Raw genomic sequence first — 24975 nt, 5'->3', positions numbered from 1 at the left:
AAACTATTTTCCTGATTCTTTATTTGATTTCTTTCAGCATTTCCTTCACAGCCGCTTCCAGCTGATCGTCCTTACCTACGAGGAAATCTTCATAACGTAATGGTACACGGACGTCCGGCTCCACCTGGAGATTCTCAGTAGGACGGCCTTCTTTACCAATGGTAGCTACCATCGGAATACCAAATACCAGGGTCGGATCGATCTGTGTTTCCCACCATACTGCAGTACCAGTACCAGGAACAGGCATACCAATCAGTTTGCCCAGTTTACCTTGTTTGTATACATACGGGAAGATGAAGGCATCACTGTAGTTACCTTCACTGATCAGCACACAGCTGGGGGCTGCCCATTTGGTCGTTGGCTCACCACCTTTCAACAGGTTGCCTTGCGGAGCAAACTGCAGATATCTATTACCGCTAAGAAGGTTGTACAGATCGTCGTGCAGCCATCCACCACCGTTGAAGCGGGTGTCTACGATGAGCGCCTGTTTCTCCCTGTTTTTACCCAGTATTTCATCATATACGGTACGGAAGCTGCCATCATTCATTCCCTGTACGTGCACATATCCAACTTTACCACCACTGAGTTTATCTACCATTTTGCGCATGCTGCTTACCCAGCGTTTGTACATCAGGTCACCTTCTTCTCCTCTGGAGATGGGTTTCATGGTTTCTTCCCAGCTTTTGCCTTCTGCGTCTGTAAAGCTGATCAACACATTACGGCCAACTTTGCGGTTGAGCAGTTCAGCCCAGTCTATTTTAACAGTAACCGGTTCTCCATCAATTTTATTGATAATGGCGCCCTGTTTCATTTTGCTGCCAGCTTTATCAAAAGGTCCGCCTGCAATCACTTCATCTACTTTCAGACCATCTTTGGTGAAACGTTCATCAAACAGCAGACCCAGAGAAGCGGTGTTATCGCCTTCGGGGCGTGAAGGTGAATAGCGACCACCGGTATGTGAACCATTCAGTTCACCCAGCATTTCGCTCAGCAGTTCCTGAAAGTCGTAGTTATTGCTGATATGCGGGAGGAAACGGGCATAGTTGTCACGATACATTTTCCAGTCCATGTTGCGGATGGTAGGATCGTAGAATTTTTCTTTCACCTGTTTCCATGCGTGATCAAGAATATAAGCACGTTCAGCGGCCGCATTGAGCACCATTTCAGAGCTGATGCTGATAGGTGTAATTTTGCCGGAGCTGGCGTCTACTTTTACAACGCTGCCTTTGTTGCTTACAAACAGGCTGTTGCCATCTTTGCTCAGCTCAATATCACCGGGGGTGCCACTCAGTTTGGCGAGTATTTTGGTTTCGCCGGTGCGAGGTTCTGTTACCCACAGGTCGTAACCTTTTTCGAAGGCAGCCATGTAATACAGCTTGCTGGCATCTTTGCTGAGCACATAGTCAGCGATAGAAGCACTGTTGATGGTCAGGCGCTGTTGCCTGTTGTCCAGGTTGCTGAAATCAGGACGGAAATCTTTTTTAGCGGTAGTATCTTTTTTAGTAGAATCCTTCGCGCCTTTTTTATTATTGTCTTCCTGTTCTTTCAGGAGATTAAATTCATCTTTTGACAGTTTGAATTTGTCAAATGCTTCCTGGTCGAAGAATACAGCATAGATATCTGTCTCACGGCTGCCCTGGTTAGCCAGTGACTTACGGCCTTCGCGGGAGCTTTCCCAGGTGAGCATTTTACCATCAGCGCTCCATTTAACATTGTTTTCGCCGAAGCCGCTATTGACAGGATAAAGGATTTCACCTTTTCCATCAGCAGGGATAATAGCTGCATTCTCAGAGAAGAAATAACCTTTCTCATCGCCGGTTACCACCCATTTGCTGTCGGGGCTCCAGGAGAAGTGCCAGTCGCCGTCGGAGTAGGAATGGTTGTGGCCTTTGGGCAACAGCATTCTGCTTTTACCGGAAGCGATGTTAAACACTTTCAGGATGTTACGGTCTTCCACATAAGCGATTTCTTTGCCATCAGGAGAGAACACAGGCTGGAACTCTTCAGCAGCGGTAGCTATCAGGGGTTCTTCTTTCAGTATGGTGGCTGCAAAGAAATAAGGTTCTTCCTTGCGAACGATGGTAGACTGATAGATGTCCCAGTTACCGTTGCGTTCAGCAGCATAAACCAGTTTTTTGCCATCGGGAGACCATCCCACCATACGTTCCTGCTGAGGAGTGTTGGTGATGCGTTTGGTCATATTACCTTCCACGCTGGACACAAATATTTCGCCTCTGGCCACAAAAGCCATTTGTTTTCCGTCGGGGCTCATGGCAAACTCAGTGATGTTGCCATTTACCGCCAGCGGCTTCTGTATAGCGTCGCGGCCATCGTTGAAGATGCGGATGTTTATTTTCTGTGGTTTATCGCCTTCTTTCAACGTATATACTTCTCCGTTATAGCTAAAACAGAAAGTATTGTTGGTGGCACGGGAAAGATGACGTACCGGATGTTTATCAAACCGGGTCAGCTGCTCCATCTTTCCTTTGTCTGTCAGAGAGGCTTTAAAGAGGTTTTGTGTGATACCGCCTTTTTCACTCAGGTAATAGATGGAGTTATCATTACCATAGAGTGGTTCACGGTCTTCGCCTTCATAGCCGGACACCTGCTGATAGGTATTTTTACCCAGGTCATATACCCAGATGTCGCGGGTAACGGCAGAAACGTGATGTTTACGCCAGGGATCTTCGTAGCCTTTGCGGTCCTGGAAGATGATCTGGTCACCTTTACTGTTGTAGTGTGCAGATTCGGCGCCGGCAGCACTCACCAGTACAGCGCGTCCGCCGGTGACCGGTACCGTGTACAGGTTATTGAACAAACGGGGAGAGCTGAAGCGGATGCTGGAAGCAGGCGCATTGCGTCCGCTGCCAAACAGTACCTGTTTATCGTCTGGTGTGAAGTCATAGGGAAAGTCTGCAGCGCTGTTGCTGGTAAGCCTTACAGGTGTGCCGCCTTCTGCAGGCATCACAAACACATCGAAGTTACCATAGCGGTCGCTGGCAAAAGCGATATATTTACCATCATGGCTCCACACGGGCATCATGTCCTGCGCTTCATGGATAGTGAGTGGTACCGCCACGCCACCATTGGCATCTACACGGTAAATATCTCCTTTATAACCAAAGGCGATGGTCTTTCCATCCGGAGAAATAGCCGGATAACGCAGCCATAGCGCACTTTCCTGAGCATAGGAGGCAGTGGTCATCAGCCATGCTGCACAGCTGAATAAAAATTTCTTCATAAGCCTAAAGCAGATTTGTTGTGGTAAGTATGCCAAAATATAAAAAAGCCGACGTTGTCAAACCCTATTAGTGATAAATGGCACATTCGGGTGATGACTAGTGGTAGGCTATCTCCTCCAGTCGGCCGGGGTTTTGCAATGTAATACTGCCGCTTTTCACAGTAATCAGGTTTTCATTTCTGAATTCACTCAGCGTGCGTATGAGGGATTCGGTGGCTGTGCCTGCCAATGCAGCCAGCTCATCACGGGAGATGGCAATGGTATAATGAGTGGAGCGGTCTACCTGGTATTTGTTGCGCAGATGTATCAGGGCGCTGGCCACTTTTTTACGCAGGGTATTATAGGCGATGCCCAACAGGCGTTCTTCCTTTTCCGTCACATTACGGGCCAGCAGCCGCACAAAACGCTGCATCATCATCGGACTCCGGTCGAACAGTTCTTCCGCATCTGCTTTGGGGATCAGGGCTATCTCTGCATCTTCCATCACAATAGCGGTAGCCTTGTAGGTCTCTTCCTCCAGCAGGGCAATATATCCGAAAAAATCACCTTTATTATACAGCCCTATCACCAGATCTTTTCCGTCTTCATGGGTTTTGACGGTTTTCACTTTTCCCGAAAGGAGATAATACAGGTAGCGCGGCATGCCTCCTTCGTGATATATCTCTTCATGTGCAGCGGCACGGATGGTGTTACGATCTTCCAGAAAACGGGACACAATAGTTTTAAAATCGCGCTCCGCTTCTGGCTGCAACGCTGCATAGGCCTCTTTTTTCCTGATCCGGTTGCGGACCGTTTCCACAAGATCATGGCTGGTATATGGTTTTATCAGATAGTCGTCTGCGCCCTGGTTCATAGCGGTACGAAATGTGTGCTGCCGGTATTTGTCTGCCAGTAAAATAAAGGGGGTCAGCTGAAAGCGGGGGTCCTGCCTTAATATTTCCATCACCGCCAGGCCGTCGGTGCCGGCCATGGCTTCTTCACAAAGAATCAGGTCTGGCAGGTATATTCTGGCGGTTTCAATACCGGTTTTTCCGTCATATGCCATCATCACTTCATAGCCATGTAATGCGAGCATATCGCGTGTAGCCGTTGCCGCTACTTTTCTGGTCATAATCAGCAGGATGTTATACATATAATATTTAACAGAAGAGACTCAATTATTGTTACTAAATGTTTTTGTTGCTTTAATTTTATTAAACATAAATTTAATTTTATTGAAAATTGAATTAACTTTATTGAACAATGAAAATAATAAAAAAATCTCTTCCGCTGGCATGTCCCAGCTGTGCTTCTCCACTGAAAGTGACATCTCTGGCTTGTGAAGCCTGCGACACCAGTGTTTCCGGCAGCTTTGAGCTGCCCCTGCTGGCCCGATTGCCGGCAGAAGACCTGCAGTTTGTGATCGATTTTGTAAAGAGCAGCGGCAGTCTGAAAGTGATGGCACAGCAGCTGGGGCTGAGTTATCCCACCGTACGCAATAGGCTCGATGATATTATCAGCAACATAGAAACGATTGAAAAAAACATAAAAACCTCCCGATGACTACCTGGTTATTCCGACCGTTTACCTACATCGCCGGCGGCAAAGCCTTGCTGGCAGGATGGATTATCATGCTGATCACCGCTGTGGCAGCATATTTTTCCGGTACCCATTTTGACGGCGCCATCGATGCACATGCAACCTGGCCCGCCCCTTATTATCACTATCTGCTGGAACCATTGATAGCATGGCTTTGTACGGTTATCATCTGTTATGTGGCAGCAAAGATCTTTTCAAAGTCATCATTCCGCCTCATAGACCTGGCTGGCACATTGGCCCTGGCAAGGGCTCCACTGCTGATCCTTGCATTGGTCAACTTCGCCATGCCGGTGGTAAGAACACCCGCCGACATCACTCCACAGGCAATGGCCATAGGACTGATAGCAGCGCCATTCGTAGGATGGATGCTGGTCCTGCTGTATCAAGCCTTCAGCATCTCCACCAACCTGAAAGGGAATAAGGCTGTTATTATCTTTATTTCGGCGCTGCTGGTGGCAGAGATAGTGTCCAAAATATTGCCCCCGCTTTCACTTCCACTTCTACATTAAAAAATACCGATATGAAAAAGAGCTGTTTACTGACCCTGTTGCTGTCATTTTCATTGTACATGATGGCGCAGGTCAACTATCCCATTGCCGCCGCAAAGGTGCAGCGGTATTATAATCAGCAACAGGCTGATAGTTTATATGCCATGTTTGGCCCTGCGATAAAAGCCGCATTGCCAGCAGATCAGACGCGTGCGATGCTCAGTCAGCTGCATAGCCAGCTGGGAGAGCTACAGCAGCTCACGCCTTCCGGAGGTGACGCTACTTATCAGACCTGGAAAGCAACCTTCTCCAAAGGCGCCCTGACCATGATCCTCGCACTCAATAAGGACAACCTGCTGGAAGGTTTCCGTTTTATGCCTTACCAGGAGAAAGCGGTAGCGGAGAAAGACCCTGACAATTTTGTTTTACATGCCGCGGGAGCCGACATTGTGGGCACACTCACGATGCCCGTTAACAACAACAAGGTGCCTGTAGTACTGCTTATAGCAGGCTCCGGCCCTACCGACCGTAATTGCAACAGTAAATTAGGCCTCAATACCAACGCTTTCAAAATGCTGGCAGAAGCCCTGCAGGCCGATGGTATCGCCTGCCTGCGATACGACAAACGCGGTGTAGGCGCCAGTGTGACCAGCCAGCTACAATCGGAAGTTACATTTGACATGATGGTGGATGACGCATCCGGCTTACTAAAAATGCTGAAGGAAGATCAGCGTTTTTCCACGATCGTTGTTGCGGGCCATAGCGAAGGCTCCCTGATAGGAATGCTGGCCGCTCAGCGAGAACATGCAGACCGGTATATCTCCATCGCCGGGCCCGGAGAACGGATTGATCTCATTATCGAAAGGCAGTTGGCCGTACAGTCTCCGCCATTAGCGCAAAAGGCTAAATTATTATTCGACAGCCTCCGGCAAGGACAAACCATTCATAATACAGAACCAGCCCTGCAAACAATATTCCATCCGGGCATTCAACCTTATTTTATCTCCTGGATGAAATACACCCCCACTGAAGAAATCCCCAAACTGAAAATACCGAAGCTCATCATTCAGGGAACAGAAGATATACAGGTAAGCCTCAACGACGCCCGTATGTTACAACAGGCCGGAGCCCCCGCCATACTGAAGGAGATAAATGGAATGAACCATGTGCTGAAAAATCCTACCGGTGATAAAAGCATAAATGGCCCCAGTTACAGAGACCCTACACAACCATTAAACCTTCAACTGGTAAAGGATATAGAAGAATTTGTAAAAGGTGTGATTGTTTACAGACAGCAATAATCCGCTATTTTTCCCGGGAACTTTTTTTACGCATCTCTTCAAAAAAAGGTGTTCTCCTTTCCGCCACACATTTTACGGCATAGATGTACAACGCAGCAGACCAGGACTGCCAGTTCTGTCCTTTGGGAAGCGCATCCTGTGCGTGCAGCCACTCATTGAAGCCATAATCCAGCTGCTGTGCGTTGACAGCTTTCACCAATGCAGTCAGTGCCAGCAGCTTTTTTTCGGCCAACTGGTATTTACCGGCAGCTACCAGCGCAGCAACGTAAACACCGCAAATGAATGGCCATATACCTCCGTTATGATAGTCACCAGGTTTGTTAAACTGCTCATCCCGTGAGCGCCAGTCAGGATCACCGGGTTGGACAAACGGGAAAAAGTTGGGAGGCAAATCAGCCGCCAGCTCTCCTTTTTCACGCATCACACGACACTCCTCTTCAATCCAGGCTATCATTCTTTCAGCCCTCGATGGCGAGGCAATGCCGGTAAGAATAGCCAGACTATTGCCCAACAGATCAAACCGCTCACTGCTGTATACTTTGAAAGACCAGAAAGCGTAATAGGGTTTGTTTTTTACAGTGAGACCTTCATGTACATGACGATTCATGACATTGCTGGTAATCGTAAAATGTCTCATTTCCTGCAAAAAATCGTCGGCTCTTTCATGTTCATCAAACATGCGCAGGCAGGCATAAACCAGGGTATTAACATACAAACCGTAACCCAGCACCCACTGTTCATCACGCCAGTCGGTAGTAGGCAACTGAGCCACCAGCAGCCGGTCGGAAGGACTTTGATGAGCCAGCCAGCTCAGTGATTTCACCACCGCCTCCTGCAAAAAATCCTTTTCTCCTGTCAGCTGCCGATAAATACTGATGCCTACTAAAAACAAGGGCGTAGTGTCACTGGCGCCGAGGTTCTCCCCATCATGTACCAGTGAAGGAATATGGCCATGAATGGTCTGATTGCTGGCCAGTGTTTCCAGTACTTTGCGCATGCTGCCGATCAGCTGTTCATCACCGGAAACGGCGATACCGAAAAAGGTAAACACGAGGTCACGGGTATAGGGCTCCGGATATCCCCATCCGGCGGTACGGGGCAATCCGTTGTAAGGACCGCGGCGGTTGTGTTGCAGGACTGCTATAGCCGCTTGCATAGCCTGTTCAACTTCCCCGCTGATGGTATAGGCTTTCATATAATTCCCAGTTTTTCTTCTACAATCTTCAAAAAACGTTTAGCCACTACACGGTAGTCGAAATGTTGCATCACTCTGGAGCGACCTGCCGCGCCCAGCTGCAGGCGCAGGTCTTCATTGACCATCAGTTCGCCCAGATGAGCGGCGATATCTTCCGAGCTGGCACGATAGTCTACCGTACGGGGTGTATCAAACACCACAGTGCGACGGCCATCAAAGCCGGATTCAGCGCCCACCACCACTTCTTTCAACACAATTTCATCCGCGATACTGGCCAGCAGGGCTGTTTCTCCATGTACCATTGTATCCAGCATACCCATGGCCCGGAGGCTTACCACCGGTTTTCCACAGGCATTGGCTTCTACCTGTGTCATTCCAAAGCCTTCCAGACGGGACGGCGCCGCATAGATATCACAGGCGCTGAGCAGGTAAGGCATAAAATTGCGGGATATCTTGTACTTGGTATAGATCACATGATCGGATATGCCCAGCTGGTGTGCCAGCTGGAAGTCAGCCTGGTTCTGACTATCAGTCCGTTCCTGCGGCCATACCTTGCAAACATATTTCCATTGGGGCATTCTTCCGTTGAGCCGTGCCAGTGCATGCATCACTTCCTGAGCTCCTTTGGAAGCAGCATCACCGCCTACCGTCAGGATCATCAGTTCATCCGGATGTATGCCCAGCGCATTGCGCACAGCGGCCACTTTGGGATCATCAGCCGCAAAAGGACGGAACCTGTCTGTATCACAGCCCACCGGTAACACTTCGATATTACGTCCGCTGATACCATCGCGCACGTACATCTCTTTTACCCAGTTGGAGGTAACGAGGATCAGTGGCAGTGTGTTCAGCACCTCCTGATAATTGGCGATGTAACCGTCGGCTACCAGCCAGGGCACCGCCGTAACCCCAAATTGCTGCGCATGTAATACCAGGTGTGGAACATATCCCCAATACCCTACACCGGTTACCACGTCTGGCTTAAACCAGCGGTAATACCATTCCTTTTCCTGATTGGATTCATAATGTACGGCGTGTACATCTACGCCCAGCTCCTGCAACCCTTTGAAGAGCAGGTCTCCTTGTGTGGCAAGGCCGCCGGGGCCTGCCGGATAATCAAATAATACTAATACTCTCATGGTGTAATACGGTTACTGTTCAGCCATTGCTCGGCTCCCGCCACCGTGCTGAACGTCCAGAATGCTTCCGCGGGTGGTGTAATCTGTGCTTCCCAACTATCCTGACTAAATCCATATATACCGGTGATCAGTTCTTTTTTATGTTGAAATACAGGCGCCGGAAGAGACAGGTAAATACCAGCTGTGGGATCTGCTACCGGAAAATGAGTATGACCGCCGTCATCATAGGCAAACAACCATAACTCAGGACTTGTAAGAAGATCAGCTTTCCACAATCTGAAAACAGCCTCGCTTACTTCTTCATGCCGGCGATGTCGTGTATACTCTCCTGCTATATTATGGGTAATGATCAGGTCAAACTGGGTATGTGGCAACAGTTGCAGTACCTGTTCCTCCACAGCCGGAATCGGTAACGGGGTTTGTTCAGGGCCATCGTCCATATCTGCCATACTGCCTGCTGCTCCCAATGCTTTGAGTGCAGCAGCGAAACGGGGTGCCCTGTCTTCATCTCCGGCTCTGCAGATACACGCTACAAAACAACGCCATTCGGGATGGCTTATGATCGTTCCGCCAGCCCAAAGGGTTTCATCATCCGGATGTGCCACAATAATGGCTACATTTTTTTTATGGGGATATTGCATGGTATCTTCCGGTGCTTCAGCACCGTTGAGGTGGGCATCAAGAAACGTACCTGAAAGAAACATCGACCCATTTACAAATAATTAAGAATTCCAACCACAAAACAATATAACAACCTCCGCTATAAACCAATACGGAAGAGACTCCCGGAGGAAATAAAAATCATCCGAATACTATTATTATTAAAATAACCAACATAACATTTCATTAACCAATGGTTAATACTACTACCTCATCCATTCCCGGGATTCATACTAATTTTACAACACATTTCAACCTTTAGAACCCAGGTAATACCTTAATATCGACAGTGTACTATGAGATACACAAACTCAACCAAAAAAGGTTGGGAAGCCCTAACCCGGGCAATGACCCAACACTCACCCGTTTGTACAAACGTACATTTTCAGGAAGTACAGGAGCGTACCTGTGCTATGGAGAATTGTAGCGCGTCTGTTTCCTACGGTGGGCTGGTTTTACTTATCTATGAACGGCAGAAGGAAACTGAAAAAAACGACTATCACACTGTATCCACACAGCATCTGGAAAAAACACCTGCGCTTCAACCGTCACGTGGAGGTATCATTTCCCGACATCGTAAAACACTGAAAAAAAATACCAACGATATCCTCCGCATAAAAACTATAAAGGCCGCACAATATATTTCTGCTGTCAATCTCCACATCAAACTTCCCATAAAAAACAAAATAACATTACAATTATGCGCTATATTTCGTATATTGAAGATATATCCTGATGATGGTAAGGATAGTTACCAGGAATATTTTTTAACTGAAAGAACAAAAGTTTAAAATGTATTCATAACTATCTAAAACCAATCAGTATGATAAATTTAAAATCAGCCTTTTTAAAAATTCTGGAACATCCTACGGCGATATTAGCTGCCAAGAAAACTAAAACTCCCTTCGAAAAACAAATGCATATGGCATTTGTAGTGTTGGGCAAAGGCATTGAAGAATCCCAATCCGAAGAAGAATTCGATCTATGGCTAAGTTTCATGTGGGACATTCTGGAAAGGTTAGGCCTCTCCAAAGAATAACACCATGAACTTCGGGAAAGCAATCAGAACATTACGCAAACACAGCAATCAGAGTCAGCAGGAATTCGCTGATGACATTGGCATCAGCCAGACAAGTCTTTCTCTCATTGAAAGCGGGAAAACAAAACCCACAGATGCCACCCTCAACAGGATCGCTGAAAAATTCAAAACAAGAACAGCCATCATTACCATGGCGGCCATCGAAGTAGAGAAAGACGTTCCTCCCGGCAAAAGAAAACTGTTTAAAGAGCTATTCCCGGATTTTGAAGAAAATGTATGGACACTCATTTTCCATAAATAAAAAAGGAGCAGCCCTCGCTGCTCCTCTTCATATCTTCAGGCTTACCACCTCGTAATATTTTCCGTGGTGACTGACCGACGCAGGCCGTCGTTTTCCACTACTTTCTTCCCTGACAAACGGTAATCCCTGTTCATCTTTCTGCAGTAGTTCACCTGCTTCAACACCACAGGAAAGCTGATACCATAAATACTGAGCAGGCACAGCGATGGTATGTAACTTACTACCGTCAACGGTTGTACGAAAATGAAAAACCATGTTTTCATAACAAATGGTTCCTGTATCCATGCCGGAAAGCTGTACAGCATAACGATGTGGCGCATAGATACGTTCTCTGGTGGTTCGGTGTACCATCTTATAGGCAGCCTCCTTGGCGCTCCACAACAGCCACACCATACGGTCCGGATCAACAGCATCCTGTATCAGCTGCCGCTCTGCCGGCGTACATATCTTCTCCAGATAACCTGCCCGCCGCCAGTTGTTTTCTGCAGCCGCCAACTCCAGATCTACCACATCATTGCCAATCATGAGGTAGCGGCCAATTTGTTTTCCACCACTTCCATAGCGGATCTTACATTGATCATTTTCTCCATGGAATCGTTATCAATTACGATGTTGAATTTTTCTTCCACGTCCAGCACCACATCCACCAGGTTAGCGGAATTTATTTTCAGATCACGGATAAAGTCCGTGTCTTCATTGAGGGTTGCCAGCGCCTCAGGATTTTTGGTGTAAGGCTGCACCACTTCCTTGATAGTGGCCATCAAAGCTGTTTTATCCATGATATCAGGGTTTATATTTTTTAAGAATGATACAGGCATTTACATCGCCGAAACCAAAACTGGCTTTGGCCACTACCTGCAGCGTTTTATTCATCAACTGCAAAGGAATGCGTTCCCGTGGTACGATAGCCGCTATCTCCGGATGCAGGTCTTCACTATTTATATTGGGGAAAAGAAAACCTTCTTTCAACTGCAGCACTGCGGACACCAGTTCAATACTGCCCGAAGCGCTCAAACAGTGTCCCACCATACATTTCAGGGCATTTACATAAGGGAAGTCTGCTCCTTTTCTATTGAGTGCCTGGCTCCAGTTGAGGATCTCCGTAGCATCTTTGCTGGTAGCTGTAAGGTGACCATTGATCACATCAATCTCATCGGGATGAATACCTGCTTCACGGACAGCTTCCCGGATGCAGCGTTGTACCGCTTCACTGTTGGGTGCCGTCATACTTCCTTCTCCCAGCTGACCACCGGAATTAACATGTCCGCCGGCGATTTCTGCATAAATAGTAGCCCCTCTTTGCAGGGCACTATCCAGCGACTCCACTACCAGCGCACCTGCACCTGCCCCCGGCACAAAACCGCTGGCACTGGCACTCATAGGCCTGGAACCCGCTTCCGGCCGGTCGTTATTTTTAAAAGTACATACCCGCATAGCATCAAACCCTGCCCATACATAAGGACCACCATCGGTAGTACTGCCAGCCAGCATACGCAGAGCCTTACCCGACCGTATCCTGTCATAGGCCATCATCACGCTCTCTGCACCAGTAGTACAGGCAGACGAATTGGTGGTCACCTGGTTGCCCAGCGCCAGCTTTCCCCCCAGCCAGGCACTGATACTACTGGCCATGGTTTGTGAAATAACGGTACTGCCTAAACGACGTACTTTTCCTTCATCTACCTGATAAATTGCTTCCCGCCATTTATCTACTCCGGAAGAACCGGTGCCAAATACAACCCCGCTGTCCCAGTCAGGCTGCATTGCTCCGTTGGCCAGCGGCAACCCCGCGTCCTGCCAGGCTTCGATACCTGCCATCACTCCGTAAAGGACAGCTTCGCTGTTGAAGCCTTTCAGCTCCAGCGGCTCAAAATAACGCAGCTTCATAGCTTCCGTTACTTCCGGCGTCCCAGCAATGCGACAGGAAAAATCCAGTGCTGCCAGCTTCGGATCATACCGGATACCGGAAACACCATTGATGACCGCCTCACGGAAAGCAGGAACACCAGCTCCATTGGGCGCCATCACACCAAGTCCTGTTATAACTACCCGAACAGACATAGACAATTACGAATTACAAATTATGGATTACGATTTACGGGGGATGATCATCCCGGCCATCACACCACTGCTCACTTCCTGTCCCCGCTCATTGGTCATTACTACTTTACATTTCAGTTTACCAAAACGAAAATATTCCTTTTCACCCGTGACGGTCACTTTTTCACCTGGCAGCACAGGCGCCATAAACTCCACATTTGTAGCAGTCAGGCCAAATGCCAGATCTTCCGCGCCTCCGGTCAGATAGATGCCCAGGCATACCAGCCCTATCTGTGCCATTACTTCGGTGAGCAATACACCCGGCGTAACAGCATAATGTTTGAAATGCCCTTTGTAAAAGTCCATATCAGGCCGGAAAGTAAAGCTGCCTGTCACTTTTTTTTCATCAATATATTCCAGCGTATCTACAAATAAAAAAGGTTCGCTGTATGGTAGTTTTGCTAATATAGCTGCTGTCGTCATCTGTCAATGTATATGTGCACCTCCGTCTACCGGGATCACGGCGCCGGTTACCCAGGCCGCTTCATCTTTACATAAAAGATACACCATATTTGCCACATCTTCGGGTGTGGTAAGCCGTTGAAAAGGAGTACGGGCAATACTGTGGGCCAACAGCTGTTCATGCCCCGGGATCATACGCAGGGAACGGGTATCTGTTACCCCCGCCTGCAGGCAGTTGGCTCTGATACCATAAGGTCCGAACTCCAGTGCAATGCTACGGCTAATAGCCTCCAGGGAGGCTTTGGCGGCCGATACAGCCGCATAGTGCTGCCATGCTTTGCTGCTGCCTTCACTGGTAAATGACAATACACGCGCATCACCGGCAAAAAGCCCCTGTTGCCATACCGACTGTGTCCAGTCATGCAAACTCACCGCCATATGTTCCAGCGTGATCATCATATCATCTGTTTGTAATGCCTGATCACCGGTCATCGCTTTTAACGTGCCTTTAGCTATGCTGTGCAACAAACATCGCACCCGTCCTGCTGCTCCCATTTGTTGTTGCAGCTCCTGTAAAACAAAGGCCCGTTTTTCTGTGTTCGTAATACTCACATTAAACGATATTACCTGCACACCTGTTGCCCGCAACGCTTCAAAATCAGCATTCACCTGCTCCATTTCCATACCCGCATTTCGATGTACAATGCAGAGATGCATACCCTTCTCCGCCAGCTTGCGGGCCGATGCCAGTCCCAGCCCGCTGCTACCGCCCAGAATGAGTGCCCAGTATTGTTGTGATGCAAAATCCCTTACCATTGCAATAGTATTCTTTGTGCAGAAAAACCAGGACCAAAACTCAGCATCAACCCTTTATCTCCCGGCGGCACGGCTTTGTCCAGTACACGCTCCAGAACATACAGCACCGTGGCGCTGGACATATTACCGTATAACCTTAACACTTCTTTGGTATCATCAATATTTTTACCGGACCCACTGAAAATCTCTTCCACCGTCTGAATAATTTTTCTTCCTCCGGGATGAAAAATCAGCTGGTTCACCTCTTCCATGCTAGTACCATGCCGCTCCAGGAACGGATAAATGATATCAGAAAAATGACTCGCGATCTGCTCCGGCACCGCAATATCCAGCACCATCTGCAAACCGGTATTGGAAAGATGGAAACCCATCAGGTGGGTAGCCTCATAAAAATGATACATCTCTGTTCCCACAATAGCAGGTCCTTTATCATCTTCATGGGAGGATAATATCACACAGGCAGCACCATCTCCGAAAATAGCGGCGCTGACAATGTTGGCCATGGAGTAGTCGTTATGCTGAAAGGTGGCCGTGGGTGATTCAACCGCCACTACCGCAGCCCTTTTTCCGGGATTGGCCTTCAGAAACTGATATGCGTAGATCATCCCCGAAACACCTGCCGCACACCCCATCTCGGTAACGGGTAAACGAACAATATCCTGCCTTAGCTGCAACGCATTGATCAGATATGCATCCATAGAAGGGATCATAAAACCGGTACAGCTGACAGTGATGATATAGTCTATCTCCTCTCCTTTCAGACCGGCCTTTTCCAGTGCACCCTGCAAACATTTTTTCCCCAGCGCCGTGCATTCCCGGATGTAAATATTGTTCTTCTCTTCAAAAGAGGTACTGTTAAATACTTCCTCTGCATTCATGATAGAATACCGCTGATCTACTGCTGCATTCTCAAAAATCTTCTTTACCTTTTTTACAAACCGTTCTTCCTGTCCGGCAAGCCATAGGTCAAGGTATGGCATTATTTCGCTGGTAGGCCTGGTATACGCTGGTAATGCCTTTGCTACTGATTGAATTTTTACGCTCATAAATTTGATATAACCCATTGGTAACGGAAAGCCCATCGCCAACGCAGACTGTAATTCCTGATATTCAGTTGCCGGCAAAGCTCTATCAGCTCCGGCTTTTTAAACCCACGCATAATAGAGGTCAGCCCGTCATAACGGGTCATTTCCTCTAGTCCCAGCACGTAACACAACAGCTGAAACAACCGGTAGGCGATGCTGCTGCGATGCAGATCATTCACCACAATTCCAACCGTAGCACACCTGCAAAAATGTTGCATCAGCGCCAATATGGTTGCATCAGTAAAATGATGCAGGGTCAGTGTTAATAACACAATATCATATTCCATCTCCGCAAAAGAATCATGTGTCACATCGATACAGTCATAACTGATTTCCGGATAATCCACCGACAGTGCTGCTGCATGATGTACTGTAAAACGATTGGCATCAACTCCCACCAGATGCAACTTCCATCCACGTTGACGTCCTTCATCCGCCAGTGCCCGCAGCATATCACCGTTACCACACCCGATATCCATGATAGTCACTGTTTTTTCGGGAGGCAGTTGCCGCATCAGTGTCGCTACGCCTTTCAGTGTAATCCTGTTGCCTCCCAGTTTCCGGTTGATCTTTGCTATTTTGTCCAATGCCCTTTGCAAGCGTTCTCCTTCCATGGAAAAATCGTCCATGATCTCAGGCGCCAGCACACGTTCTCTGGTATTGAGTATCATGTGTTCATCACTTTTAATGGCCGGCCATGTGTTTGCCGGATGATAAATGGCAATACTGCCGGGAAAGATGCCATCTGCTGTATCAGCCAGGTGGAAAGCCTGTCTTTCAGGAAAAGGTTGTTCAACAGCCGCCCTGTTTTCATACGTCTGCTGAAAGCCCGCTCCCAACGTTTGCTGTAATCATCTTCCAGCTGCCGGCGGGAATAGTCTGTTTCCCTGCAAAACCGCAACACTCCTTCTGCCGCCATCCGCGCACTGTCTATGGCCATCGCCATACCATTGCCACAAAGCGGATGAATGAGTCCGGCGGTATCCCCCGTCATCAGCATATGCTGTTCTACCTTCGTCTTTTCATCAAAACATATCTGGCTGATAGAAAGCGGTTGCTCAAACAACGCACGGCTATGTGAAAAAATTTCCCTGAGATGTATATTCCGGTACATCACTTCTTCCCGGTGCTGCTGAATATCTCCATACTGACGGAAACTGTCTGTACTTACCAGATAACAGATATTCAGGTGTCCGGTTTCAATTTTCGAAACGCCGCAATAACCACCCGGAAAATTGTGCAGGGCTACCAGGTCATCAGGGAAATCACCTTCGTAATGTCCTTTGACAGCCAGCCATGGCGCCCGTTGCTGCAGAAAGTTCCTCGACAGACGCTGGTCGAGTATAGAACGTTTTCCATAGGCACCCAACGTTACCGTCCCTTCAAAACTACCGTGTCCCTGCGTTTCCACCGTAAAACGGTTATCTTCATAATCCACACTGGTAACAGTGTCGGTCACCAACCTAACGCCGGCAGCCAGCGCTTTGTTCATCAGGAAAGCATCTATAGCATAACGGCTGATACCAAAACCACCCAGCGGCAGGGAGGCGGTAAGCGTTTTTCCATTGGCCGCAGAAAGCAGTAGCCGGGAAATGTCTGCAGGCCTCAGTTCTGCAGGGTCTGCCCCCAGCCATTGCAAATAAGGTAATACTTCATTGGAGATATATTCCCCGCAGACTTTATGTTTCGGAAATCTGTTTTTCTCGATCAGGGTCACCGGCAATCCCGCACGGGAAAGGTGGATAGCTCCTGTCAGTCCGGCGAGCCCCCCGCCGATAATGATAATGTGATGCTGTAAACCCATGTACATTAGCAATATACGACATATTTGGAAGTACGGTTGTGCTATCGCTTATACCGCCAGCGCATAAACGCAGGTAATACAATCAGCAACAACGGCATCGCCACCAGGAAACCACCTATCACCGCAATCGCCAGCGGCTGGTGCAACTGCGCCCCGGTACCAATGCCCAGCGCAATAGGCATCAGCGCAACAATAGCGCCAAGAGCTGTCATCAGCTTGGGACGCAGCCGCGTGGAAATAGCGTACACAATAGCCTCATCTGCATCTTCCGTATGAAGCATCGACTCATGGAACTGTAAAAAAGTAAAAATGGCATTCTCCCCGATAATCCCCACAATCATGATCAGACCGGTATAACTCCCTACATTCAGCGGAGTACCGGTGATATACAAGGCGATATAACTGCCTGTAATACCCAATACCGCCACCAGCAGAATAATCAGCGCATCCTGAACACTGCGGTACAGAAAAAGGATCACCCCAAACACCAGCAGGGAAGCAGTTATCAATATCATCAACAGCTCGCGGAATGATTGCTGCTGCTCAGCATATGCGCCGCCGTACATAATACTGTAACCCTGTGGCAGCTGTATGCGGGCGTGTATCTCCTGGTCAACCTTCTTCATCACCGTACCCAGCCCGCTGTTGTTCAGTCTAGCAGTCACCAGCCCCATGGACTGCAGGTTCTCCCGGTTGATTTCCGCATCGCCGCCCTGCATTTCGATACGGGCAAAATCTGTCACCGGACGTAGCTTGCCTCCCGGAAGAAATACCTGCAACTGCCCTATCTCCGCTACTTTCAACCGGCTGTTGCCAGGATATACCAGCCGGATAGGCGACAACTGCTCCTTCTCAAACACACTTCCCGCTACATTACCTTCCTGCGCCGCCTGCAGCTGATACTGCAGGCTGGCAGGTGTAATACCATATTGTGCCAGGGCAACGGTATTCAGGGTAATGTTGATACCCGGCCCCGCAATTACGATTCCGTCAAACACATCTGCAGTACCTTTCACACCCTTCACCACCGCTGCCACCTGCCTGGCCAGTACCTGCAAAGCCTGCGGATCATTCCCGAATATCTTCACCTCCACCGGCTGCACCGAAGTCATCAGATCTCCCAGCATATCACCGATCACCTGCCCGAAATCCACCCGCAATGCCGGCTGCGAAGCTTCTATCTTCTGACGCAGCTTGTCGATCACTTCGTTGGTGCTAACACGCCGGTCTTTCTTCAACTGAATAAGATAGTCTCCCCTGTTAGGCTCCGTGATAAAAAAGCCCATCTGTGTTCCGGTACGCCGCGAGTAAGCGGCTACTTCAGGCGTGGCGGTGATGATTTTTTCCACCTCCCGTAATATCCGGTCTGTCTCCTCCAGCGAAGTTCCCGGCGGCGAACTGTAGTCCATCACAATACTCCCTTCGTCCATCTCCGGCAGGAATCCCGTTTCCAGCCTTGGTAATATCAGCACTGCAGCAATAATCAGCACCAGCACCAGCAATACACTCAGCCAGGGACGCGTAATAAAAAACGTCACCCAGCGCTGGCGTTTTAAGGTATGACCTGGCGGCAGCTTTTGTGGTATATGCTTTTTGCCCAGCAACAGATAGATGACCGGCAACACCAGCCAGGTGACCAGAAAAGAACAAATAAGCGTAACGATCATCGTGTTCGTCATCACCTTAAAATAAGCACCAGCTACGCCGGTCATCAGCACAAAAGGCAGGAAAATAACAATGGTACTCAGGGATGATCCTACCATCGCAGGCAGCAGATAATCAATAGCCTTATGTACCACCATATTACCAGGCTCTCCCGGATGTTCTTCATGTGTCCGGTGCAGCTGTTCCACTACCACAATCGCATCATCGATGATCAGGCCGATAGCTGCTGCTATGGCTCCCAACGTCATGATGTTAAAAGTCTGACCCGTTGTATACAACACAATCAGCGTCAGCAACAAGGTGACCGGTATGCTGATCATAATGGTGAAACTCGCTTTGGCCGAACGCAGAAATATTACCGCCACCAGGATAGCCAGCAACAGCCCTACCCATAAACTGTCTGTCACGCTGCGAATAGCGTCCTGCACAAAATCAGCCTGCACATAGTAGGGCGCTATCTTCACCTGAGCAGGCAAAGTCTTTCGCAGTACAGCAAGCTGCCGCTCCATTCTGTCAGACACATCTACCAGATTGGCATTGGGCTGTTTGATCACAGCTATCAGCACCCCTTCATGGCCATTAGCGTTAATCTTGATATATTCTTTGGCTTCGCGGATACCCACCGCTGCGATGTCTTTCAGCAAAACGATGCGTTGGCCGTTGTTGCTGATCACGATATTTTCCAGCTGCTGCCGGTTGCTGACCAGCGCATCGGTGACCGTCAGGTACAACAAACGGTAGTCGGTCAGGTAACCATTAGACTTAATAAAATTGGTCTGATTCAATGCATTGCCGATCATTTCCGGAGTGATACCCAGCGTATTCATTTTGCCACGGTCCAGTTCCACCCAGTATTCTTTGTTCTTGCCACCAATAACACGGATTTCAGCCACCCCTTCCACCTGCGACAGAAACGGTTTTATCGTATAGGTGGCCAGGTATTTAAGGTCTATCGGCGAGAGACCGGTACCTTCCAGCGTATAGCCGCTGACGGGAAGGATGGAAGGGTTCATTCTTTCCACACGGATGCTGATATCAGGTGGCAGCGTGTTTTTTATTTCTTCGATCCTGGAAGATATACGTTGCTGACTGATATCGATATCCGCACTCCAGTCCATAAAAGCAGCTATTTCACAACTGCCGCGACTGGTAACACTTCTGATCGTTTGCAGGTCCGGTACCTGTTTGATAGCCAGCTCCAGCGGCCGGGTAACGGTGATCATCATTTTATTGACCGGCTGCTGTCCTGCCTCTGCAATGATTTTAATTTTTGGGAAAGTGATTTCGGGAAAAAGCGCAGACCTTATTTTGCCGTAGGCAAACAGACCTCCCAGGATGATGATGGCTGTCATCACCGCTATCGGATTTCTGTAAGCAACAAAATACTGTTTCATGCGCTAGTGATTAATGATGATGACCCTGGCCGTATCCGGCAGTCCATAGTTACCACTCACCAGCACCCTGTCTTGCGCTGTGAGGATGGGTGACAACACTTCTACCCTGTCGCCGGCTTCCAATCCTTTTTGTACCGGTACCTTCACGGCTGTTATACTGTCCTTCAGTTTCATAATCCAGTAGTCTGTTTGGGATTCATTGGTGAGCAGTGCTGCGCGAGGCAGCAGTACTGCACCTGTTTTCCTCGATTTGATCAGTATTACTTTGGCGACCAGGTTTTCCGGTATCAGTTTACGGGAGGTGATGCGTACTACATAATGTTGTGTTTGTGCCACTGAATCAACACTAGGCAAGGCTTCTCCCAGGCGTCCTGCCAGCCTTTGTCCATCCGGCAACTGCAACTGCATCATGCGGTTATCCTGCAGGTAAGGTGTGAGCTCATAGGGCAGGTTCAGTATAAAAACGAAGCTTCTGTCATCTGAAATAGTGGCCAGTTGTTCGCCGTCCTGTACGTAGTTGCCTGCCTGATAGGCCAGCTGGGTGATATACCCGTTGCCAGTGGCACGTATGGGTATCAGTCCTGTAAAGCGGAAGGAGGAGTCAAGCCGGTTGATGGTATTACCCAGGTTAACTGCTTCTTTTGTTTTGAGGGAGAAGAGCACCTGCCCTCTGGAAACATGTTGTCCGAGTTTTACATTGGCTGTTTGCAGAAAACCGTTAGCCACGGCCTTGACAAAGGTTTTAAGCAGAAAGGTAGCGGTAGCGTTGAGGACTACGGTATCCTCCACGGTACCCGTGACGGGGGACGCTACGGTAACGGGCGTACCGGTGTTGGCCGGTGTTTCCTCCGGAAGCCTGCTGTGGCAGGCAGTAACCATCATGATCATCCATATGCCCAGTCCTGTTTTGATATTCATAGCAGCCTAATTAATGCGATTCCAGTAGTTCAGCTGGTTAATCAGCTGATATTTATTAATAGTGTTGAGGGTGATGATATTTTTTGCATTGAGATAATTATTAATAGCGATGATATAATCTGCAATCCTAACATCTCCACTCATAAGCAGTTTACGATTGGCCTGTATCAGCCCTTCTGCATATTTTATCCGGGCGCTTGCCTGATCTATCAGTTGCTGGGCGGCCTGCAATTGTTGCGTTAACTGCTGTATCAGTTGCCGGTATTGTTGCATAAAAAAATCCTGGTATCCTCTCCGCGTATGTTCGGAGAGGGTTATTTTATCGTGTTGCATTTTTCGTTGTTTACCGTCGTAGATGGGTACAGTAAGGCTGACACCGGCGCTGACGCCTATATTTTTATAGGGGTCCACTGCCAGGGAGCTGTTATATCCTCCGTCTGCGAAAAGGCTGATTCTGGGGTGGTAGTTATAATCGATTTGTGCATCGCTGTTTTTCAGTTGCAGGCTATCGAGTTGAAATTTCCGGAAGAAGATGGTGTATTCCGGTCCAGGTATATTTTCCGGCTGCAGGACGGGGTCCGGCAGTTCATGAAAAGCGGTATCGGTAAGGCCGCAAAGGTAATTGAGCAGGGCATAGTTGTTCTGATACTGTGCCTGCAGTTGTTTCACCAGTAATTCCTGTTGTTGCAGCGTGACGAGGAAGGTGAGGTAATCGGTTTGTTTGTAGGTCCCTGCTCTGGTGAGCTGAATCAGCAGGGAAGATTCTTCCTGCAGGAGTTTCAGTACGTCCTGGTTGAACAGGTACTGGGCCCAGTCGCCGTAGGCGGTAATATATTGTGCGGTGATATTTTTTTTCAGATCCTGGCTGGTAATGGCGGCAGTGTTGCGGGTCGTTTCATTTTGCAGGGAGATGGCGCGGAACTGGTTTTCGATGTTTCGTTTTCCCACGAACAGGCGGGAGGCCGAAACGAGGGCGCTTACCTGGGCGCCGTTGCTGATGGCGTTGTCATAGCCGTAGCCGTGGATAACGGGAGCATAGGTGTTGATGCTGTTACCGTTTACCAGGAATCCGTAGCTGGCACGGAGGCGCATGCTGTCTATAGCGGCAGACAGCAGTTGATTTTGATAGTCTTTTAGCAGGGGGCTGTTGACCATCCCCTGTTCCAGGAAGTATTGTATGTTCCGTTCCTGCGCCTGTATCTGGGTTAGTATCAACAGTAGCAGGAGCGTTGTCCTGATTTTTTTCATGACGCGGCATTGGGAAATACGTTGAGACTATAACAATAACGCTGTTATTGGTTAAAGGTTAATGGAAGATGGGTATTGAGGCAGTTATTCTGCCATGACAGGTCGTGTGGGGGTGCTGGAGATTATTTCCATGGATTGTGGAGTGATGGGGGGATCTGTTTTTTTTCTGATGATGATGACTTTACCTGATATTTCCCAGGAGAAATTGAGGGGGCTGAGGAGGTCATCGAGCAGTTTAGTGAGTTCGGTATCGGCAGAGTGGAGGGATACCTTCATGTCGTATGAGCCGGAGTTGCTACCGAAGAAGGTGAGGCCGGTTTGTCTGCTGATGAGTTTAAAGACATCTTTGAGGGGTGTATTATGGACGTTGACACGGACTTTTATTTTTTCTGCCTGGTCTGAGGAGTGTTGTTGAGAGAAGGCTACGAGGGGAAGCCAGATGAGGACGAACCAGGTCGTCTTGCGGAGGGAAGTCTGGTGAGGTAAATATTTGAGCATATTGTTAGGAGCTGGAAAAATACCGGCAAGGGTTTCAATATAATCTTTATACAATCAGACTGAAATTCATCACATCCTTTTGAACGAGTTGACCGGTAAAAAGTACTATGAAGGGAGATGATTTTGTTGTGTCCCCAAGTTCGGGTAACTAAATAATGCTTTACAATTGCTTAACAAACGTGATGAGGTAGTGCCTGTTTTGAGGTTGTGATAATAGTTTAACTTGCTAACAGGATTTTACAAAAAAATAATATAGCAGCTATCTGCGAAACCCCTGACCTTTTTGACTGAAAAACTTCCCGGATAACCGTTACTGATACGTGGAGACTTAATTTGACCGGAATGTTATGTAAAACAACTACTACATTTTAAAGGGGGAAATGATGGAATCATACACTGATGTGCAATTGGTAACTGATCTGAAGATCGGGAGCGAATGGGCATTTACGCAGATTTACAACCGTTACTACCGGCGTTTGCATGTGGAAGCCAACTTCCTGTTGAAAGATTCCGAGGAGGCGGCCGATGTGGTACATGATGTACTGATTATCATCTGGAACAGGAGGGATAAGCTGGCTGACAATCTCCACCTGAAGAGTTATCTGATTACTTGTATTAAGAATAAGTGTATGGACCGGATACGGCGTAATGCGGTAAAGGACCGGAACGTACATATGTATATGCATTTGAAGGAGATGACGGTCAACTTCAATCCAATGGAGCGGAAGGAGCTGTCGCTTCAGATGGCGAATGCCATTAACGCGTTGCCTGTGGGGCAGCGTACAGTATTTGAAATGTCCTACCTGGAAGATAAAACCCAACGTGAAATTGTAGCAGAAAAACACCTATCGCTGCAAACTGTCAAAAACCAGATGAGTACTACCCTCAGAATTCTCAGGAAAAAATTAAAATCTTCCCACGACCTATAGTACTTTTTGTCGTGTACTCCGTTAATATGGTAATATCCGGATCAAGATGGATTATGAAAAAATACGGGAACTGACTTTTGACGAGCTGTTGGGCACTATCAGCGACGAAGAGAAGGCATTGCTTTACAACGCTATTGAAGCAGATTCCCAAGCACGCAGTATCTGGGAAAGCATACACGGGGACAGGTCCCGTTTGCTGGCTGATGCAAGCGAAAGCTTTGCACAACACCCCGTTGAAGAGGTCCTGACCAACCTCCACCAACGGAGCAGGCTTCGTTATATCAGAAAAGCCTGCAGTATTGCAGCCGCCTGCCTGCTGGCCATCACCGGCAGCTGGTATCTGCTCAGGCATAACACAACCAATGAGCACCAGCCTGTTGCTGCACTCGGGAACAACATGGATTCTACCATCCGACTGGTAACAGCAGATGGTAAAACCATAGACCTCAGTGCTGACTCGTCCGGCATACAGATAGGTCATACCGTTTTAAACAACACTCATCAAACGCTGAGCTTCGATGCCCGCCACCAAACCGGCAGCGGGATGAATACACTCACCGTTCCCCGTGGAAAAGACTACAATCTCCTGCTGGCAGATGGTACCCAGGTACAACTGAATGCAGGTACTACCATCAGCTTCCCGTTCAGCTTCAACGGCAGCAAACGTGAAGTGACCGTTAACGGGGAAGCCTACTTTCAGATCGCCGCCAAAGCAGACCAGCCTTTTATCGTGCATCTGCCAGGCAATACGATTAGTGTGTTGGGAACAGCCTTTAATATCAACACCTACGACTCCGGCTCCATAAAAGTAGCCCTGGTTGAAGGTGCCGTGAAAGTAGCCTCCTCCCGGCAGAACGAAATACTCAAACCAGGCTTTGAAATCACCAGCAGCCATACGGGTATGACAACAGCAGCTTTCGACCCGGATAAAGTATTGAGCTGGCGCACAGGCGTATACACTTTCGAAAATGCCTCCCTGCAGGAACTAGCCCCTGTCATACTGCGGTGGTACGGCATTACCGTAATGATGGACAACCAAAGAGTTAGTAGCAGACGCTTCTTCGGAATCATAGACAGGAACCAGCCCCTGCAGGCTTTCCTCCACAACCTGGAAGCTGCAGACGGTGTAAAATCCCATTATGATCAAAATGGTATCCTCCACTTTGAGTAGATA

General features: G+C 48.4%; 25 protein-coding genes. 8 read left to right on the top strand and 17 right to left on the bottom strand.

Translation table 11 applies throughout. The features are described from left to right. Positions 1–19 precede the first annotated feature (19 nt). Positions 20–3241, bottom strand: a complete 3222-nt coding sequence (locus tag DF182_RS20475) for a S41 family peptidase (protein WP_113617670.1) — start codon at positions 3239–3241, stop codon at positions 20–22. A 97-nt stretch (positions 3242–3338) separates the two neighbouring features. Beyond that, the gene (locus tag DF182_RS20470; protein ID WP_211327171.1) at positions 3339–4352 is read right to left on the bottom strand and encodes a cyclic nucleotide-binding domain-containing protein; all 1014 of its coding nucleotides are present in this window, start codon (positions 4350–4352) and stop codon (positions 3339–3341) included. A 131-nt stretch (positions 4353–4483) separates the two neighbouring features. Between DF182_RS20470 and DF182_RS20465 the strand changes: the two genes are divergently transcribed. The 3 genes from DF182_RS20465 to DF182_RS20455 are packed head-to-tail and all read left to right on the top strand — an operon-like array spanning position 4484 to position 6608. After that, positions 4484–4783: a DUF2089 family protein gene (locus tag DF182_RS20465; protein WP_113617668.1), complete on the top strand. Its 300-nt coding sequence runs from the start codon at positions 4484–4486 to the stop codon at positions 4781–4783. Further along, positions 4780–5328, top strand: coding sequence for a YIP1 family protein (locus DF182_RS20460; protein WP_113617667.1), 549 nt, complete (start codon positions 4780–4782; stop codon positions 5326–5328). The genes DF182_RS20465 and DF182_RS20460 overlap by 4 nt, the downstream gene beginning before the upstream one ends. Before the next feature lie 11 nt (positions 5329–5339). Continuing rightward, on the top strand, positions 5340–6608 hold the full coding sequence (locus DF182_RS20455) for a serine aminopeptidase domain-containing protein (protein ID WP_113617666.1): 1269 nt from the start codon (positions 5340–5342) through the stop codon (positions 6606–6608). A 4-nt stretch (positions 6609–6612) separates the two neighbouring features. Here DF182_RS20455 and DF182_RS20450 read toward each other — a convergent pair whose 3' ends face one another. From DF182_RS20450 to DF182_RS20440, 3 genes are read right to left on the bottom strand one after another with little or no spacing between them, the layout of a single operon-like run. Continuing rightward, on the bottom strand, positions 6613–7803 hold the full coding sequence (locus DF182_RS20450; protein ID WP_113617665.1) for a glycoside hydrolase 100 family protein: 1191 nt from the start codon (positions 7801–7803) through the stop codon (positions 6613–6615). Further along, the gene (locus DF182_RS20445; protein ID WP_113617664.1) at positions 7800–8942 is read right to left on the bottom strand and encodes a glycosyltransferase family 4 protein; all 1143 of its coding nucleotides are present in this window, start codon (positions 8940–8942) and stop codon (positions 7800–7802) included. Before DF182_RS20445 ends, DF182_RS20450 begins: the two co-directional genes overlap by 4 nt. Continuing rightward, complete coding sequence (locus DF182_RS20440; RefSeq protein ID WP_211327170.1) at positions 8939–9646, bottom strand: PIG-L deacetylase family protein; 708 nt, start codon at positions 9644–9646, stop codon at positions 8939–8941. The genes DF182_RS20445 and DF182_RS20440 overlap by 4 nt, the downstream gene beginning before the upstream one ends. Positions 9647–9949: 303 nt before the next feature. Here DF182_RS20440 and DF182_RS20435 point away from each other — a divergent pair, with 303 nt between their 5' ends. The 3 genes from DF182_RS20435 to DF182_RS20425 are packed head-to-tail and all read left to right on the top strand — an operon-like array spanning position 9950 to position 10942. Then, positions 9950–10393: a hypothetical protein gene (locus DF182_RS20435; protein ID WP_113617663.1), complete on the top strand. Its 444-nt coding sequence runs from the start codon at positions 9950–9952 to the stop codon at positions 10391–10393. Between the two features lie 32 nt (positions 10394–10425). Further along, positions 10426–10641 carry a hypothetical protein gene (locus DF182_RS20430; protein ID WP_113617662.1) on the top strand — a complete coding sequence of 72 codons (216 nt, stop codon included), beginning with the start codon at positions 10426–10428 and terminating at the stop codon, positions 10639–10641. Between the two features lie 4 nt (positions 10642–10645). Next, a complete protein-coding gene (locus DF182_RS20425) occupies positions 10646–10942 on the top strand; it encodes a helix-turn-helix domain-containing protein (protein WP_113617661.1) in 297 nt (98 codons plus the stop codon). Positions 10943–10969: 27 nt separating this feature from the next. On the opposite strand, the gene DF182_RS20420 is transcribed toward DF182_RS20425, so the two are convergent. From DF182_RS20420 to DF182_RS20365, 12 genes are all read right to left on the bottom strand, one after another. Continuing rightward, the gene (locus DF182_RS20420; RefSeq protein WP_113617660.1) at positions 10970–11467 is read right to left on the bottom strand and encodes a 4'-phosphopantetheinyl transferase family protein; all 498 of its coding nucleotides are present in this window, start codon (positions 11465–11467) and stop codon (positions 10970–10972) included. After that, the gene (locus DF182_RS20415; RefSeq protein ID WP_113617659.1) at positions 11464–11721 is read right to left on the bottom strand and encodes an acyl carrier protein; all 258 of its coding nucleotides are present in this window, start codon (positions 11719–11721) and stop codon (positions 11464–11466) included. The genes DF182_RS20420 and DF182_RS20415 overlap by 4 nt, the downstream gene beginning before the upstream one ends. Before the next feature lie 4 nt (positions 11722–11725). Then, a complete protein-coding gene (locus DF182_RS20410; RefSeq protein WP_113617658.1) occupies positions 11726–13003 on the bottom strand; it encodes a beta-ketoacyl-[acyl-carrier-protein] synthase family protein in 1278 nt (425 codons plus the stop codon). A 27-nt stretch (positions 13004–13030) separates the two neighbouring features. Beyond that, a complete protein-coding gene (locus tag DF182_RS20405) occupies positions 13031–13465 on the bottom strand; it encodes a 3-hydroxyacyl-ACP dehydratase FabZ family protein (RefSeq protein ID WP_113617657.1) in 435 nt (144 codons plus the stop codon). Positions 13466–13468: 3 nt separating this feature from the next. Beyond that, positions 13469–14260: an enoyl-ACP reductase FabI gene (locus DF182_RS20400; protein WP_113617656.1), complete on the bottom strand. Its 792-nt coding sequence runs from the start codon at positions 14258–14260 to the stop codon at positions 13469–13471. Further along, positions 14254–15306 (bottom strand): type III polyketide synthase, encoded by a 1053-nt coding sequence (locus tag DF182_RS20395; RefSeq protein ID WP_113619663.1) that lies wholly within the window; start codon positions 15304–15306, stop codon positions 14254–14256. The genes DF182_RS20400 and DF182_RS20395 overlap by 7 nt, the downstream gene beginning before the upstream one ends. Continuing rightward, positions 15303–16016 carry a methyltransferase domain-containing protein gene (locus tag DF182_RS20390; protein WP_113617655.1) on the bottom strand — a complete coding sequence of 238 codons (714 nt, stop codon included), beginning with the start codon at positions 16014–16016 and terminating at the stop codon, positions 15303–15305. The genes DF182_RS20395 and DF182_RS20390 overlap by 4 nt, the downstream gene beginning before the upstream one ends. Continuing rightward, entirely contained in the window at positions 16013–17149 is a 1137-nt protein-coding gene (locus DF182_RS20385) for an NAD(P)/FAD-dependent oxidoreductase (RefSeq protein ID WP_113617654.1), read from the bottom strand. Before DF182_RS20385 ends, DF182_RS20390 begins: the two co-directional genes overlap by 4 nt. 41 nt (positions 17150–17190) lie before the next feature. Next, complete coding sequence (locus tag DF182_RS20380; protein ID WP_113617653.1) at positions 17191–20208, bottom strand: efflux RND transporter permease subunit; 3018 nt, start codon at positions 20206–20208, stop codon at positions 17191–17193. 3 nt (positions 20209–20211) lie between these two features. Then, positions 20212–21126, bottom strand: coding sequence for an efflux RND transporter periplasmic adaptor subunit (locus tag DF182_RS20375; RefSeq protein WP_113617652.1), 915 nt, complete (start codon positions 21124–21126; stop codon positions 20212–20214). Between the two features lie 6 nt (positions 21127–21132). Beyond that, a complete protein-coding gene (locus DF182_RS20370) occupies positions 21133–22374 on the bottom strand; it encodes a TolC family protein (protein ID WP_113617651.1) in 1242 nt (413 codons plus the stop codon). A gap of 84 nt (positions 22375–22458) precedes the next feature. Next, complete coding sequence (locus DF182_RS20365) at positions 22459–22872, bottom strand: STN domain-containing protein (protein ID WP_147243491.1); 414 nt, start codon at positions 22870–22872, stop codon at positions 22459–22461. A gap of 380 nt (positions 22873–23252) precedes the next feature. On the opposite strand from DF182_RS20365, the gene DF182_RS20360 reads away from it, so the two are divergent. Then, positions 23253–23801: an RNA polymerase sigma-70 factor gene (locus DF182_RS20360; protein WP_113617649.1), complete on the top strand. Its 549-nt coding sequence runs from the start codon at positions 23253–23255 to the stop codon at positions 23799–23801. A 46-nt stretch (positions 23802–23847) separates the two neighbouring features. Next, positions 23848–24972, top strand: coding sequence for a FecR family protein (locus tag DF182_RS20355; RefSeq protein ID WP_113617648.1), 1125 nt, complete (start codon positions 23848–23850; stop codon positions 24970–24972). Positions 24973–24975 lie beyond the last annotated feature (3 nt).

Origin of the sequence: Chitinophaga flava (assembly GCF_003308995.1) — a bacterium.
Taxonomy (GTDB): domain Bacteria; phylum Bacteroidota; class Bacteroidia; order Chitinophagales; family Chitinophagaceae; genus Chitinophaga; species Chitinophaga flava.
This window is presented reverse-complemented; position numbering and strand designations above follow the sequence as displayed.

Bases quoted from the DNA above. Each gene is read 5' to 3' on its own strand.
- DF182_RS20475 (WP_113617670.1), bottom strand. From the start codon at position 3,241: ATGAAGAAATTTTTATTCAGCTGTGCAGCATGGCTGATGACCACTGCC.
- DF182_RS20470 (WP_211327171.1), bottom strand. From the start codon at position 4,352: ATGACCAGAAAAGTAGCGGCAACGGCTACACGCGATATGCTCGCATTA.
- DF182_RS20465 (WP_113617668.1), top strand. From the start codon at position 4,484: ATGAAAATAATAAAAAAATCTCTTCCGCTGGCATGTCCCAGCTGTGCT.
- DF182_RS20460 (WP_113617667.1), top strand. From the start codon at position 4,780: ATGACTACCTGGTTATTCCGACCGTTTACCTACATCGCCGGCGGCAAA.
- DF182_RS20455 (WP_113617666.1), top strand. From the start codon at position 5,340: ATGAAAAAGAGCTGTTTACTGACCCTGTTGCTGTCATTTTCATTGTAC.
- DF182_RS20450 (WP_113617665.1), bottom strand. From the start codon at position 7,803: ATGAAAGCCTATACCATCAGCGGGGAAGTTGAACAGGCTATGCAAGCG.
- DF182_RS20445 (WP_113617664.1), bottom strand. From the start codon at position 8,942: ATGAGAGTATTAGTATTATTTGATTATCCGGCAGGCCCCGGCGGCCTT.
- DF182_RS20440 (WP_211327170.1), bottom strand. From the start codon at position 9,646: ATGTTTCTTTCAGGTACGTTTCTTGATGCCCACCTCAACGGTGCTGAA.
- DF182_RS20435 (WP_113617663.1), top strand. From the start codon at position 9,950: ATGACCCAACACTCACCCGTTTGTACAAACGTACATTTTCAGGAAGTA.
- DF182_RS20430 (WP_113617662.1), top strand. From the start codon at position 10,426: ATGATAAATTTAAAATCAGCCTTTTTAAAAATTCTGGAACATCCTACG.
- DF182_RS20425 (WP_113617661.1), top strand. From the start codon at position 10,646: ATGAACTTCGGGAAAGCAATCAGAACATTACGCAAACACAGCAATCAG.
- DF182_RS20420 (WP_113617660.1), bottom strand. From the start codon at position 11,467: ATGATTGGCAATGATGTGGTAGATCTGGAGTTGGCGGCTGCAGAAAAC.
- DF182_RS20415 (WP_113617659.1), bottom strand. From the start codon at position 11,721: ATGGATAAAACAGCTTTGATGGCCACTATCAAGGAAGTGGTGCAGCCT.
- DF182_RS20410 (WP_113617658.1), bottom strand. From the start codon at position 13,003: ATGTCTGTTCGGGTAGTTATAACAGGACTTGGTGTGATGGCGCCCAAT.
- DF182_RS20405 (WP_113617657.1), bottom strand. From the start codon at position 13,465: ATGACGACAGCAGCTATATTAGCAAAACTACCATACAGCGAACCTTTT.
- DF182_RS20400 (WP_113617656.1), bottom strand. From the start codon at position 14,260: ATGGTAAGGGATTTTGCATCACAACAATACTGGGCACTCATTCTGGGC.
- DF182_RS20395 (WP_113619663.1), bottom strand. From the start codon at position 15,306: ATGAGCGTAAAAATTCAATCAGTAGCAAAGGCATTACCAGCGTATACC.
- DF182_RS20390 (WP_113617655.1), bottom strand. From the start codon at position 16,016: ATGATACTCAATACCAGAGAACGTGTGCTGGCGCCTGAGATCATGGAC.
- DF182_RS20385 (WP_113617654.1), bottom strand. From the start codon at position 17,149: ATGGGTTTACAGCATCACATTATCATTATCGGCGGGGGGCTCGCCGGA.
- DF182_RS20380 (WP_113617653.1), bottom strand. From the start codon at position 20,208: ATGAAACAGTATTTTGTTGCTTACAGAAATCCGATAGCGGTGATGACA.
- DF182_RS20375 (WP_113617652.1), bottom strand. From the start codon at position 21,126: ATGAATATCAAAACAGGACTGGGCATATGGATGATCATGATGGTTACT.
- DF182_RS20370 (WP_113617651.1), bottom strand. From the start codon at position 22,374: ATGAAAAAAATCAGGACAACGCTCCTGCTACTGTTGATACTAACCCAG.
- DF182_RS20365 (WP_147243491.1), bottom strand. From the start codon at position 22,872: ATGCTCAAATATTTACCTCACCAGACTTCCCTCCGCAAGACGACCTGG.
- DF182_RS20360 (WP_113617649.1), top strand. From the start codon at position 23,253: ATGATGGAATCATACACTGATGTGCAATTGGTAACTGATCTGAAGATC.
- DF182_RS20355 (WP_113617648.1), top strand. From the start codon at position 23,848: ATGGATTATGAAAAAATACGGGAACTGACTTTTGACGAGCTGTTGGGC.